The 14,073-nt window shown below is 65.0% G+C and carries 11 protein-coding genes; 6 read left to right on the top strand and 5 right to left on the bottom strand.

Going from position 1 to position 14,073, the window contains the following annotated elements; all coding sequences use genetic code 11:
• Window positions 1–5: 5 nt before the first annotated feature.
• Window positions 6–1,001 (bottom strand): lipopolysaccharide heptosyltransferase I, encoded by a 996-nt coding sequence (gene waaC, locus WS61_RS07280; RefSeq protein WP_059499856.1) that lies wholly within the window; start codon window positions 999–1,001, stop codon window positions 6–8.
• A gap of 171 nt (window positions 1,002–1,172) precedes the next feature.
• Window positions 1,173–2,567: a phosphomannomutase/phosphoglucomutase gene (locus WS61_RS07275; RefSeq protein WP_059499854.1), complete on the bottom strand. Its 1,395-nt coding sequence runs from the start codon at window positions 2,565–2,567 to the stop codon at window positions 1,173–1,175.
• A gap of 244 nt (window positions 2,568–2,811) precedes the next feature.
• Between WS61_RS07275 and WS61_RS07270 the strand changes: the two genes are divergently transcribed.
• Genes WS61_RS07270 through WS61_RS07250 form a run of 5 tightly spaced genes read left to right on the top strand, consistent with a single transcriptional unit; the run spans window position 2,812 to window position 8,249 of the window.
• Entirely contained in the window at window positions 2,812–4,068 is a 1,257-nt protein-coding gene (locus WS61_RS07270; RefSeq protein ID WP_059499852.1) for a lipopolysaccharide biosynthesis protein, read from the top strand.
• The gene (locus WS61_RS07265) at window positions 4,065–4,889 is read left to right on the top strand and encodes a glycosyltransferase (protein WP_059499851.1); all 825 of its coding nucleotides are present in this window, start codon (window positions 4,065–4,067) and stop codon (window positions 4,887–4,889) included. Before WS61_RS07270 ends, WS61_RS07265 begins: the two co-directional genes overlap by 4 nt.
• A gap of 51 nt (window positions 4,890–4,940) precedes the next feature.
• Window positions 4,941–6,077 (top strand): glycosyltransferase family 4 protein, encoded by a 1,137-nt coding sequence (locus WS61_RS07260; RefSeq protein WP_059499850.1) that lies wholly within the window; start codon window positions 4,941–4,943, stop codon window positions 6,075–6,077.
• A 15-nt stretch (window positions 6,078–6,092) separates the two neighbouring features.
• Window positions 6,093–7,115, top strand: coding sequence for a UDP-glucose 4-epimerase GalE (gene galE, locus WS61_RS07255; RefSeq protein ID WP_059499849.1), 1,023 nt, complete (start codon window positions 6,093–6,095; stop codon window positions 7,113–7,115).
• Window positions 7,116–7,142: 27 nt separating this feature from the next.
• Window positions 7,143–8,249, top strand: coding sequence for a glycosyltransferase (locus tag WS61_RS07250; protein ID WP_059499848.1), 1,107 nt, complete (start codon window positions 7,143–7,145; stop codon window positions 8,247–8,249).
• A gap of 84 nt (window positions 8,250–8,333) precedes the next feature.
• Here the strand turns inward: WS61_RS07250 and WS61_RS07245 are convergent, their stop codons facing one another.
• Genes WS61_RS07245 through WS61_RS32810 form a run of 3 tightly spaced genes read right to left on the bottom strand, consistent with a single transcriptional unit; the run spans window position 8,334 to window position 12,222 of the window.
• Window positions 8,334–10,217 (bottom strand): nucleoside-diphosphate sugar epimerase/dehydratase, encoded by a 1,884-nt coding sequence (locus tag WS61_RS07245; protein ID WP_059499847.1) that lies wholly within the window; start codon window positions 10,215–10,217, stop codon window positions 8,334–8,336.
• A gap of 12 nt (window positions 10,218–10,229) precedes the next feature.
• Complete coding sequence (locus WS61_RS07240; protein ID WP_059499846.1) at window positions 10,230–11,246, bottom strand: glycosyltransferase family 4 protein; 1,017 nt, start codon at window positions 11,244–11,246, stop codon at window positions 10,230–10,232.
• 7 nt (window positions 11,247–11,253) lie between these two features.
• Window positions 11,254–12,222 carry an SDR family oxidoreductase gene (locus WS61_RS32810; RefSeq protein WP_095211634.1) on the bottom strand — a complete coding sequence of 323 codons (969 nt, stop codon included), beginning with the start codon at window positions 12,220–12,222 and terminating at the stop codon, window positions 11,254–11,256.
• A gap of 345 nt (window positions 12,223–12,567) precedes the next feature.
• On the opposite strand from WS61_RS32810, the gene WS61_RS07230 reads away from it, so the two are divergent.
• Entirely contained in the window at window positions 12,568–13,992 is a 1,425-nt protein-coding gene (locus WS61_RS07230; RefSeq protein ID WP_059499844.1) for a UbiA family prenyltransferase, read from the top strand.
• The last annotated feature ends 81 nt before the right edge of the window (window positions 13,993–14,073 follow it).

Genomic DNA, 14,073 nt, shown 5'->3' with positions numbered 1-14,073 from the left:
CAGCGTTACAGGAGACCGAAGCCCGCGAGCGCCGACTTCACCTGCGCGATCGACGGGGGCTGCCCCGCCGTGCCGAGATTGACGACGTTCGGCGACCAGTAGCCGCCGGTCCGCCAGGCCGTCGCGAAATTGTACAGTTCGATCGTCGGACGCTTCAGCGCGGCCGCGATGTGAACCAGACCTGTATCAACCCCGACCGTCGCGGCCGCACCGTCGATCAGCCCGACCACGGCCGGCAGCGACAGCTTCGGCGGGACGATCGCCGCCGCGCCGAACTCCTTCGCGAGCCGCTCGCTGGTCGCCCGCTCCGCGTCGTTGCCCCACGGCAGCACGAGCGACACACCGCGCCGCACGAGCGCCTGGCCGAGCTCGATCCATGCGGCGTCCGGCCACTGCTTGTCGGCGCGCGACGTCGCATGGACGAACACGACGTACGGCACCGGCAGGTTCAGGCCGAGCGCGGCCACCGCGAGCGCCGCCGCGCGCGTGTCGAGGCCGAATTCGACCGGATCGGCCGGGGTCGGCGCCAGGTCGTCCAGCGCGGCCGCGACGAGCTGGCGCGAGCGCTCGACGACGTGCGTGCGCGGCGCGATCGGCACGCGCTTGCGGTAGAAGAAACGCACCGGCCATTCGTAGCCGGCGCCGTCGGTGCGGTTGCCGAGCCCGACGAGCGGGCCGCGCGCCCAGCTCGCGACCCACGCCGTCTTGATGAGGCCCTGGCAGTCGATCACGAGATCGTACTGCTCGGCCGCGAGGCGCCGACGGAATGCGCGGATCTCGCGCCACGTCGCGCCCGAGAACGGCTTCTTGCGCCAGCGGCGCAGCGAGAACGGCAGCACGTTGCGCACGCCGTCGACGAGCCGCACGAGGTCGACGAAACTTTCCTCGACGAGCCAGTCGATCTGCGCATCGGGGTGACGGCGCCGGATATCGGCGATCACCGGCATGTTGTGCACGACGTCGCCCAGCGACGACACGCGCACGATCAGGATCTTTTGCACGCTGAAAAAACGCCGGCTGGCAGCCGGCGACGGACATAAAGGAGGGATTTTATCCCGGCCGAAGGGCCGGATAGACAAAAAGCGGCCGCGCGCCCGGGGCGCGCACCGCTTTTCGGGATATGCACGGCCGACGAACGGCCGTCGTACGGGCGGCCCGCCGGCCGCCGGCGCTCAGAACGGCAGCTTGACGTCCGGCTTCGCGGCCGTCAGCACGCGGCGGAAGTCTTCCTGGATGCGCTTGAGCCCTTCCTGCGTCTCCGCCTCGAAACGCATCACGACGACCGGCGTCGTGTTCGACGAACGCGCGAGACCGAAGCCGTCCGGATACTCGACGCGCAGGCCGTCGATCGTCACGACTTCTTCGGCGCCGTCGAACTTCGCCTCTTTCTGCAGCTTGTCGATCAGGCGGAAATTCTCGCCCTCGTCGAGCCAGAGCTGCAGTTCGGGCGTGCTCATCGCGTCCGGCAGGCTGTTGAGCAGCGCGCTCGGATCGGCCGTCTTCGCGAGGATCTCGAGCAGGCGCGCGCCGGTGTACAGGCCGTCGTCGAAGCCGTACCAGCGATCCTTGAAGAACACGTGGCCGCTCATTTCGCCGGCGAGCGGCGCACCGGTCTCGCGCAGCTTCGCCTTCACGAGCGAGTGGCCCGTCTTCCACATCAGCGGCTCGCCGCCCTTCGATTTCACCCACTGCGCGAGGTGGCGCGTGCACTTCACGTCGTAGATGATCTGGGCGCCCGGGTTGCGCGACAGCACTTCTTCCGCGAACAGCATCAGTTGGCGGTCCGGATAGATGATCTGGCCGTCCTTCGTGACGACGCCCAGGCGGTCGCCATCGCCGTCGAACGCGAAGCCGAGCTCCGCATCGGTGTCCTTCAGCGCCTGGATCACGTCCTGCAGGTTCTCCGGGTGGGCGGGATCGGGGTGGTGGTTCGGGAACGTGCCGTCGATGTCGGTGAAGCGCTCGACGAGCTCGCAGCCGAGCGCCTTGAAGAGGCGCGTCGCGAGCGGGCCCGCGACGCCGTTGCCGGCGTCGACCACGAGCTTCAGCGGCCGCGCGAGCTTCACGTCGCCGACGATGCGTGCGATGTATTGGTCCGCGACGTCGATCGCTTCATACGTGCCGCTGCCCGTCTCGAACCGCTCGTCGACGATGCGGCGGTACAGCGCCTGGATCTGCTCGCCGTAAATCGCGGCGCCACGCAGCACCATCTTGAAGCCGTTGTAGTCGGGCGGGTTGTGGCTGCCCGTGACGACGATGCACGAATCGACGCGGCGCTCGCCGCCCTTCAGCGCCAGCGGCACGTTCGCCGCGAAATAACCGACCGGCGTCGGCACCATGCCGACGTCCACGACGTCGACCCCGGCCGCACGCAGGCCGTCGGCCAGCGCGCCGACCAGCTCCGGCCCGGACAGGCGGCCGTCGCGCGCGACGACGACCGCATCGCCGCCCTGCGCACGCACTTCGCTGCCGAATGCCCGGCCGATGCCGCGCGCGGTGTCGACGTCGAGCGTCTTGCCGACCACGCCACGAATGTCATATGCCTTGAAGATGGATTGGGAAATCATCGATTCTCTTCTCTCGGTTGCGTGCATGGAAAATTGTCTGGCTTGCGCGGCCGCCATTCGCGGGTCCCGCACATGATACGTGCCTGCCGGCACGACACGGCGAGCAACGGCTGGAGCAGCCGCGATCCCACTTATAATCGCGGGTTTTGATGACGCGCATGTCGCCCATTTTAATGCCTAGCCGTCCCGCCGCCGCCCACCCGCCGTTTCCGGCCGCCCGCCGCGCGCACCGCCGCTGCCGCGCATGCTGAAGCGCTTCGGCAACCCGGACGTCGCGAAGGCCGTCGCGAACCTCGTCTGGCTCGGGCTCGAACGGCTCACGCAGATCGGCGTCGCGATCGCGATCAGCGGCCTGCTGGCCCGTTATTTCGGGCCAGATGTGTTCGGCAAATGGCAGTATGCGAATACGCTTCTCCTGGTACTGGCGCCGCTCACCTGGGTGTGCGGCGCGGAAATCCTCGTCCCGACCATCGTCCAGCGCCCGCCCGCCCAGCTCGGTGCGGTGCTCGGCAGCGCGTTCGTGCTGCGCATCGCCGTGTCGGCGGCCGCGCTCGTCGCGACCTGGATCGCGATCGCCGCGGGCGCCTTCGACCCGCTGGTCGGCGCGATGCTCGCCGGCCTGGCGGTCACGATGGTGTTCCGCGAGCCGTTCGTCGGCGTGATCAACGCGTGGCTGCAGAGCATGACCTACAGCAAGCCGCAGCTCGTCACCAGCATGGTCACCGCGCTCGCCAAGGCGCTGCTCGTCTGGCTGCTGGTGCGCGCGGCCGCCGGGCCCGCCCGCTTCGCGTGGCTGTGGGCACTGGAAGCCGCCGCGATCGGCTTCGCGCTGCTGCTGTACTACCGTCACCGTAACGGCGGTACGCTCGGCTGGACGTTCGATACCCCGCTGTTCCGGCACTTTGCGACGGCCGGCACCGTGTTCTGGCTCGGCCTCATCTGCATGTACCTGTTCCTGAAGCTCGACCGCCTGATGCTCGAGCGCCACGTATCGTTCGCCGACCTCGGCCGCTATTCGGCCGCGCAGCAGCTCAACGAGAACTGGATCACGCTCGCGCTGATGCTCGCGCAGACGATCGCGCCCGCCTTCGTCTACCGCGTGCAGGACGTCGCCCGGCTGCGCCGCAACATCGTCCGGCTGATCGCGATGACGGCCGGCCTGATGACGGCCGGCGCGCTCGTGCTCGACGCGGCCGCCCCGCTGATCGTCGGCAAGGTGTTCGGCCGCGGCTACGAGGCGTCGGTCGACATCTTCCGCTGGGCCGTCTGGCTGTCCGTGCCGGCCGGCATCGAGGCGATAGGCAATCTTATCGTGCTCAAATATCAAGCAAAATTCGTGTTGCTGACGAAATGGCTGCTCGCGCTGGCGATCGCCGCGCTCGTCAACCTGTTCGCGATCCCGCGGCTCGGCCTGTACGGCGCGCTCGTCGGGCTGGCGGCCGGCTACCTGGCCGCCGCTGCCGTCAACTTTTATTACATCCGTTTCAAGCTGCGAACATGACGTCCCCCGATTGCCCGCCCCCGCTCGACGACGTGGCCGTACTGATGCCGGCCTACAACGGGCACGACGACGTCGTCCGAACTCTCGCGTCGTTTCGCGAGGATGCGCCCGTGCACGTGCTGATCGTCGACGACGGCAGCACGCCGCCGATCGTCGCGCCCGACTTGCCGGGCCTGTCGATCGACGTGCTGCGCATGCCGCGCAACGGCGGCATCGAACGCGCACTGGCGGCCGGCATCGATGTGCTCGCGGCGCGCGGTTTCCGCTACGCGGCCCGCATCGACGCGGGCGATCTCGCCGCGCCGCAGCGCCTCGCGAAAGAGCGCGCCTATCTCGGCGCCCACCCGCGCGTGGCCTGCGTCGGCATGTGGACGCAGGTCGTGTCGCGCGCCGGCGAACCGCGCTTCATGCTGACGCCGCCCGCCGATCCGCGCACGCTGCGCCGCACCCGCTTCCTGCGCTCGCCGCTCGTGCATCCGTCGGTCATGTTGCGCATCGACGCCGTGCGCGAAGTGGGCAACTATCGCGCGAAGTACCGCGCAGCCGAGGATCTCGATCTTTTTTTACGGTTAATGCAACGCTACGATTGCGCGAACCTGCCGGAACTCGGCCTGTATTACGAGCTTAACGAGGGCGGGATCAGTGCGACCAAACGCCGGCGCCAGCTGGTGTCGACGCTCACGCTGCTGCTGCGCCACTTCAACGTGCTGAACCCGTACGACTGGGCCGGCCTCGCCAAGAACCTGCTGCATTTCGTGACGCCGTACCGTACGCTGCAGCGGATCAAGCAGACGCTGTTCGCCGCGCGGCCGTCCGCCTGACGCGTATCCGGCCCGTTCGGCAATTTCGACGCTTTATTTTTTCTTTTTTTCATGTCCGCCACCTCCCCGCTGCGCATCGCGCTCGTCTGCAACACGGCCTGGGCGATCTACACGTACCGCCACGGGCTGATCCGTGCGCTCGTCGCGCGCGGCGCCGAGGTCGTCGTGATCGCGCCGCACGACCGCACGGTGCCGCTGCTCGAACAGATGGGCTGCCGCTACGTGGCGCTCGCGGTCGCGTCGAAAGGCACGAGCCCGCGCGAGGATCTCGGCACGCTCGCCGCGCTGGTGCGCCACTACCGCGCGCTGCGGCCCGATCTCGTGTTCCATTACACGATCAAGCCGAACATCTACGGCTCGGTGGCCGCGTGGCTCGCGCGCGTGCCGTCGATCGCGGTGACGACGGGGCTCGGTTACGTATTCATCCAGAAGAGCCGCGCGGCGAGCGTCGCGAAACGCCTGTACCGGTTCGCGTTCCGCTTCCCGCGCGAAGTCTGGTTCCTGAACCGCGACGATCTCGCGACCTTCGCCGACGAACGGCTGCTCGCGCATCCCGAGCGCGCGCGGCTGCTGCACGGCGAAGGCGTCGATCTCGACCAGTTCGCGCCCGTGCCGCTGCCCGCCGGCGACGCGCCCGTCTTCATCCTGATCGGCCGGCTGCTGTGGGACAAGGGCGTGCGCGAATACGTGGAGGCCGCGCGCCGCGTGCGCGAGCACGTCCCGAACGCGCGCTTCCAGCTGCTCGGGCCGCTCGGCGTCGACAATCCGAGCGCGATCGGTCGCGCGGATATCGACGCGTGGGTCGGCGAAGGCATCGTCGAGTATCTCGGCGAAGCGCACGACGTGCGCCCGCACATCGCGGCGGCCGATTGCGTCGTGCTGCCGTCGTACCGCGAAGGCGTGCCGCGCACGCTGATGGAGGCATCGGCGATGGGGCGGCCGATCGTCGCGACCGACGTGCCGGGCTGCCGCGACGTCGTCGCCGACGGCGAAACGGGCTTCCTGTGCCGCGCGCGCGACAGCGCGAGCCTCGCGGAGCAACTGAATCGCATGATCGCGCTCGGGCCGCAAGGCCGTGCGGCGATGGGCGCACGCGGCCGGCACAAGGTCGCGGCGGAATTCGACGAACAGCAGGTCGTCGAACGTTACAGGGAGACCATCCATTCGTTGACAGGATTCACACTCTGAAGGAGCGCATCAGCAATGACCGCTAAAGGCACCATCCTCGTCACCGGCGGCGCCGGCTATATCGGCTCGCACACGGCCGTCGAACTGCTCGACAACGGCTACGACGTCGTGATCGTCGACAACCTCGTCAACAGCAAGGCCGAGTCCGTGCGCCGGATCGAGCAGATCACGGGCAAGACGCCCGCGTTCCACCAGATCGACGTGTGCGACGAAGCCGCGCTCGCGAAGGTGTTCGACGCGCACCCGATCACCGGCACGATTCACTTCGCGGCGCTCAAGGCCGTCGGCGAATCGGTCGCGAAGCCGCTCGAGTACTACCAGAACAACATCGGCGGCCTGCTCGCCGTGCTCAAGGTCATGCGCGAGCGCAACGTCAGGCAGTTCGTGTTCAGTTCGTCCGCGACCGTGTACGGCGTGCCCGAGCGCTCGCCGATCGACGAATCGTTCCCGCTGTCCGCAACCAACCCGTACGGCCAGTCGAAGCTGATCGCCGAGCAGATCCTGCGCGATCTCGAAGTCTCGGACCCGTCGTGGCGCATCGCGACGCTGCGCTACTTCAATCCCGTCGGCGCGCATGCGAGCGGGCTGATCGGCGAGGATCCGGCCGGCATTCCGAACAACCTGATGCCGTACGTCGCGCAGGTCGCGGTCGGCAAGCTGGAGAAGCTGCGCGTGTTCGGCTCCGACTACCCGACGCCGGACGGCACCGGCGTGCGCGACTACATCCACGTCGTCGATCTCGCGAAGGGGCACATCGCCGCGCTCGACGCGCTCGCCAAGCGCGACGCGAGCTTCGTCGTGAACCTCGGCACGGGCCAGGGCTACAGCGTGCTGGAAGTCGTGCGTGCGTTCGAGAAGGCGTCGGGCCGCCCGGTGCCGTACGAACTCGTCGCGCGCCGCCCGGGCGATATCGCCGAGTGCTATGCGAACCCGCAGGCCGCCGCCGACATCATCGGCTGGCGTGCGACGCTCGGCATCGAGGAAATGTGTGCCGACCACTGGCGATGGCAGGAGGGGAACCCGCGCGGTTTTGTATAATCCGCTGTCCATTTTTCGAGCGATCCCATGCTCAGCTTCGCGTCCGGCTTCATCGTCTCCTTGCTCGTCACGCTGTTCATCGTGCGCTACGCGCACCTTCACGAGAAATTCTCGATCGACAGCGACCTGGCCGGCGTGCAGAAATTCCACGTGCGGCCGGTGCCGCGAGTGGGGGGCATCGGGATCCTCGCCGGGGTCGTCGTGGCGGCGCTGCTCGTATCGCGGCGCTATCCGACGATCGCCGGCAGCATTCTCGGGATCGCTGCCTGCGGGTTGCCGGCGTTCCTGTCCGGCCTCGTCGAGGACCTGACCAAGCGCGTGTCGCCGCGCGCGCGGCTGCTCTGCACGATGGGCGCGGCCGCGCTGGCGTTCTGGCTGATGGGCATCGCGGTCAAGCGCATCAGCGTGCCGCCGCTCGATTTCCTGCTCGGGTATGTCGCCATCTCGGCGTTCATCACGGTGCTCGCGGTCGCGGCGCTCGCGAATGCGATCAACATCATCGACGGCTTCAACGGGCTCGCCTCGATGGTCAGCTTCATGATGTTCGCGTCGCTCGCGTACGTCGCGTTCCACGTCAACGACCCGGTCGTGATGTCCGCGTCGATCATCATGATGGGCGCCGTGCTCGGCTTCTTCCTGTGGAATTTCCCGGCCGGGCTGATCTTCCTCGGCGACGGCGGCGCGTATTTCATCGGATTCATGCTCGCGGAGCTCGCGATCATGCTCGTGATGCGCAATCGCGAAGTGTCCGCGTGGTACCCGGTGCTGCTGTTCATGTATCCGATCTTCGAGACCTGCTTCTCGATCTACCGGAAGAAGTTCATTCGCGGGATGTCGCCGGGGATTCCGGACGGCGTGCACCTGCATATGCTCGTGTACAAGCGGCTGATGCGGTGGGCCGTGGGGACGAAGCATGCGCACGATCTGACGCGACGCAATTCGCTGACTTCACCTTATCTGTGGCTGCTGTGCCTGGTCGCGGTGATTCCGGCGACGCTGTTCTGGCGGCATACGGTGCATCTGTTCGTGTTCGTCGTGCTGTTCGCGCTCACTTATGTCTGGCTTTATCTCAGCATCGTGCGGTTCAGGGCGCCGAGGTGGATGGTCGTGCGCAAGCACCGACAGAGCCGCTGAGCGATACGCCGATTTCCAGACAAAAAAGCGCCCATGCCGGGCGCTTTTTTTGTCACAACGTGTGCGGCTCACAGCCTGATCGCATCACCCGTTCGATGCGACGCGCACCGACGGCACGCTCTGCAACACGGGGGCAACGGCCGTCTGGTATTCCGGCACCCAGCGCCGCAAATCGCGCCGCACTTCGTCGTCGGACAACACGCGGTGCTGCATCAACCACGGCAGCAATTCATCGAGCAGATTGTCCGGTACTTCGCGCGCGCGCGCGATCCGCAGTTTCGGGTGCGGCGTACGCGTCGTCGCCTCGTCGTCCGCCAGCAGTTCCTCGTACAGCTTCTCGCCCGGCCGCAGCCCGGTGAACTCGATGCGGATCTGCTCTTCCGAGAAGCCGTACAGGCGGATCAGGTCGCACGCGAGATCGACGATCTTCACCGGCTCGCCCATGTCGAGAATGAAGATCTCGCCGCCCCGCCCCATGCTCGACGCCTGCAGCACGAGCTGCGATGCTTCCGGAATCGTCATGAAGAAACGCGTGATTTCCGGGTGCGTGACCGTCACCGGCCCCCCCTTCGCGATCTGCTGCTGGAACTTCGGGATCACGCTGCCCGCGCTCCCGAGCACGTTGCCGAACCGCACCGTCTCGAACTGCGTGCGCCCGCTCGTCTGCTGCAATGCCTGGCACGCCATTTCGGCGAGGCGCTTGCTCGCGCCCATCACGTTGGTCGGATTGACGGCCTTGTCGGTCGAGATCAGCACGAAATGGCGCACGTCGTGGCGAATCGCCGCGCGGGCCACGCGATAGGTGCCGAGCACGTTGTTGCGCAGCGCCTGCCATGCGTTGTGCTCTTCCATCAGCGGCACGTGCTTGTAGGCAGCCGCGTGGAACACAATGTGCGGTGCGTGGCGCGACATCACCTGGTCGAGCAGCAGCGAATCCTTCGCATCGCCGATGATCGGCACGACAGGAAGATCGGGGAAGCGCTCGCGCAGCTCCTCGGTCAGCCGATACATCGCGTATTCGGACAGGTCGAACGCGACGAGCTGCGCCGGCGCGAAGCGCAGAATCTGCCGGCACAGCTCGGAGCCGATCGAGCCGCCCGCGCCCGTCACCATCACGACGCGGCCGCGCAGCAGCGCCTCGACATGCGGCGTATCGATCGTCACGGCATCGCGGCCGAGCAGATCCTCGAGATCGATGCTCCGTACCTGCGACAGGAAGCCCTGCCCCGGCATCAGTGCGGTCAGCGAAGGCAGCACCATCGCTTTCACGCCGGCGCGCACGCACAGGGTCGCAACGCGACGCTGTGTTTCGACCGACGCCGACGGAATCGCGATGATCGCGTATTCGACCTTCATCGCATCGGTCCAGTGCTTGAGATCGTTGAACGAGCCGAGCACCTTGTAGCCGTAGATTTCGCGGCCCTGCTTCGTGACATCGTCGTCGAGCAGGCCGACGAGGCGCCATTCGCCGGAGCGCGACAGTTCGCGCGCAAGGCTCGCGCCGGCCGTGCCGGCGCCGAGCACCAGCACCGGCTTGCCCTTGCCGACGAGCCCGCCGTACAGGTAGTACTCCTTCGTCGCGCGATACAGCGCGCGCGCGCCGCCCATCGCCAGGAACAGCATCAACGGCGACACGAGCAGCACCGAGCGCGGGATGATCGGCTGCGGCTGGAACATCACGGCGCCGATCATCACGATCACGCCGCCGCCGGCCCCTGCCTTTGCGATGCGCATCAGGTCGGGGAGGCTCGCAAATACCCATAGCCCGCGATACAAGCCGAATACATGGAACATCAACGCGTAGACAGGCAGCACCCAAGTCAGCGCCATCAGCGCGCCATTCAGGAAATCAGGCGGAATGCTGCCATTGAAACGAACGAGATAAGCGAACAACCATGCGGCGACAACCGCCGTCAGGTCGAACAGAAAAGCACTCAGTGACAGCCAGGATGCTCTGGATCGCAACATCGGCGGGAAACCTCAAGAATTGTTTTCGGCGGCCGCTTGAAACCGGTGCCAGCGCCTGTCGATCAACCATCCGAACCACGCCAGGACGCCATACCACGCGAGGAACGACAGCCATTGCTGCAGTTCGGGGCGGCCCTTTGCCCACACGGCCAGAATTATGCCTGCGAGCATGATGAGGTACCAATAAAGAGCGGTCCGACCGTGACCTACCCCCGATCGGACCATTTTTTGATAATAATGCTCGCGGTGTGCTTGCCAGAACTTTTCACCACGTAACAGACGTCTCAAAAGTGTTACAGATGCGTCGACAATAAAGGGCGCGAACATCATCGCGGGAAACCAGATTGGCCAGATATCGGTACGCCAGCCCCAGTAGCCCAACGCGCCGGCCAGGAAGCCGAGCGGAATCGACCCGGCGTCGCCGAGAAATAGTCTCGCCGGGTGGAAATTGAGCAGAAGAAAGCCCAGCGCCGCGCCGGCGATCGCCGCCCCGGAAACGACGAGATCGGGCGACGCCTGTGCCCCACTGAGCGCCGCGGCCGCGTACCCGCCGAAGCCGAACAGCGCCATGCCGCCCGCAAGGCCGTCGGCACCGTCCATGAAGTTGTACAAGTTCGTCAGCCAGACCATTGCGAAACCCACGCCGGCGAGCAGCCACCAGGGCGCATCGGCCGGAAACACGACGATCAGTGCGACGACTGCCACGAGGTGCGCCGAGAATCGCACACGGGCCGGCAGCCCGCGCCGGTCGTCGATCTGCGACATCGCAGCCAGCCCGGCAGCGGCGATCGCGATCAGCCACAGTCGCGGCGCCAGCGTGAGCAGCGCAACGACACAGACCGGCACGATGCCCCATCCGCCAACTCGCGGTGTCGGCAACGTATGGAGCGAACGATCGTTCGGAATATCGGTGGCAAGACGCCAGGCCAACCCGGTGGCGAGCAGTACGCGGAGAATCGTCGTCGAGGCGAATGCGGCGGCCAGAGCCACCGCTGCCGTGGTGAGCCAAGTGGGATTCGCGAGAAGCATGTGGCTTTTATTTTCGTGTATCGCGCGAACGATACCATGCGGCAGTCGCTTCGAGGCCCTGGCGGGTCGTATAGGGTGGATGCCACTCAAGCACCCGCTTGATCCGGCTGGTATCGAGTTGAAGGCTACCGGTCAGACGATCGAGCGCCGCACTTCGGCCGGTCAATCGACCGACTAGCCGAAGTGCAGGGAGCGGCACCGGGAAGAGTCGGGCCGGCCTGCCAAGCGCATCGCCTACCATTCGTAGCAGTTCGCTCACCGAAGGCGGATCATCGTCGGCAACATGAAAGCATTCGAGCGTCGCGCAAGGATCGCTTGCGCAATGCAGCAACGCGTCGGCAAGGTTATCAATGTAGACAATGCTGCGCCGTGCAGCAACGGCGCCGAGCGGCAACGGAATGCCGCGCGACACGGCGTCAATCATCCTCAGGAAATTTGCACGCACCTCAGGACCGTAAACAAGCGGTGGACGGACGATCACCGTCTCCAGACCGGTCGAATCGCTGAACTGTCGAAGCAGCATCTCTGCGTCATGCTTCGAACGTCCGTAAGGATCCTCGGGGCGAGCTGGAGCATCTTCGTGCAGCGACAGGCCCCCATCGCTCTCCGCGATGGCCTTGATGCTACTGACATATACGATGCGACGTACCCCGTACCGGTGCGCGGCTTCGGCGATACGCAAGGTGCCGTCGACGTTCATCGCACGAAACTCGGCATCGGGATCCGAAGCCGAGTCGTTCATCACGTGTACGCGCGCGGCGAGATGCACGATGCAATCGACTGCACCGGGCGCGGCCGGCCAATGTTCGCAGATATCCGCGAACTCGTGACCCGTATATACACATTCGTCAACACCGAAGGGCGCAGTGCCGGCACCCCGAACGATACCGGTCACCCGATGACCGTCCTCGATCAACGTACGACATAGGGCGCGGCCAACAAAGCCATTTGCCCCCGTTACCACGACATGCATCAGCGAAGTTCCCCCGGGCAAAGCGATCAAAAAAAGCATGATCGCGGTGGACCGTCAAGTTGCAGTGCGCCGCGTATTCATACCGGTAATGGCAAGCATGCTCCAGTATACCGTCCGGGCATCTGCCTCCCTCTCTCGATGTCTGCGTGACACGCGCAAACGTGTTAGGCCAGTTTTAATAAAACCCGTTGCCCGTATGACGCGGCCCCAATTGATGAGCCCCGGTCGGCGGGTTGATGCGCCATACGTTTTCCTGCATGATGGCGTCCGTTTAGCAATACGAAAGCTTGCCCGATATGCGTGCCGGGCGCAAAGTACTCAAAGCAGCGCTGGCGGCAACAAATACACATGATTAGCAGACCACTCGTTGTCGACCTCGACGGCACCTTGCTTCGCTCCGACGTTCTTATCGAGTCGGGATTCTCTTACCTGAAGTCCTTTCCGCTTCGTTTCGCCACCCCGCTGTGGTGGTTGGCCAAAGGGGGAAAGGTCGCGTTGAAATCGAAACTGGCAACCCATACAGAGCTCGATGTCGGCGTGCTTCCGTATGACTCGCAGATCGTTGACTGGCTCAGAGAAGAACGCGCGAATGGGCGTCCGATCGTGCTTGCAACCGCAAGCCACGCAAAGTACGCACATGCGATCGCCGATCATCTACAGTTATTTGATGAGGTCTTTGCGACCGACGATCAGGTTAACCTGTCCTCCCACCAAAAAAGAGACCAACTCGTTGCCCGATTCGGTGAAGACGGCTTCGATTACGCGGGCAATTCCCGGGACGATATTCCTGTCTGGCAGGCAGCAAAGCGCGCCTATGTCGTCAATGCAACGGCAGCCGTCAAACGCGCTGCGCAGAAAACCGGCAACGTCGAACGGGTATTTGAATCCAGGCCCCCAGCCTTAAAGGTGTGGGCCAAGTCGCTGCGCATGCATCAATGGTTGAAAAATCTGCTGATCTTTCTGCCGCTACTCGCTGGACATATGCTGGGGTCGCCACATCTGGTTGCCAATGCAGTGCTGGCCTTCGTGACTTTCGGGCTCTGTGCATCGAGCGTTTACCTGCTCAACGACCTGCTCGACCTGGAAGACGATCGGCACCATCCGACCAAATGTCGTCGCCCGCTAGCGTCCGGTGCCCTACCGCTGACATGGGGACTTGTGGCCTTTCCTGTGTTGCTCGTCTGCGCGTTCGCACTAGCGCTCGTCGCGCTACCTTGGCGCTTCTCAATCGTGCTGCTCGGCTACTATGCACTGACCCTTGCCTATTCGGCAGTACTGAAGCGACTGGTGATGGTTGACGTCGTCGTGCTCGCGATGCTGTACACCGTGCGTATCGTTGCAGGCACAACTGCGATCGGTGCACATTTGACGTTCTGGCTACTTGCCTTCTCGATGTTCATCTTTCTCAGTCTTGCCCTAGTCAAGCGCTACGCTGAACTACTCTCAATGAAGAGGCGCGGTCTCACCCAATCGCGCGGGCGCGGCTACGTCGCAACCGATCTCGAGCTGGTTTCGTCTCTCGGCGGTGCGTCGGGGTATCTGTCGGTGCTCGTGCTGGCGATGTACATTCAGGACCCGAAGACAGCCCAACTCTACAGTCATCCGCAATTGATCTGGTTCGCCTGTCCCCTTTTACTTTACTGGATCAGCCGAACATGGATCATCGCGCATCGAGGTCACATGCACGATGATCCGATCATCTTCGCCGTCCGCGATCACGTGAGCTTCATTGTGATTGCGCTGTGCGGGCTAGTTTTCTGGGTGGCCATCTGACGAGAATCAAGGCCGCGAAGCAGACGGCGCCCTCTCTGTTCGACCACATTCGCTGACCTTCCGCATACCGTGACTGAAGCC

Origin of the sequence: Burkholderia sp. ABCPW 11 (assembly GCF_001523445.1) — a bacterium.
Classification (GTDB): Bacteria; Pseudomonadota; Gammaproteobacteria; order Burkholderiales; family Burkholderiaceae; genus Burkholderia.
Note: the sequence above shows the minus strand (reverse complement) of the source record. Positions and strands in the feature narration are given on the sequence as shown.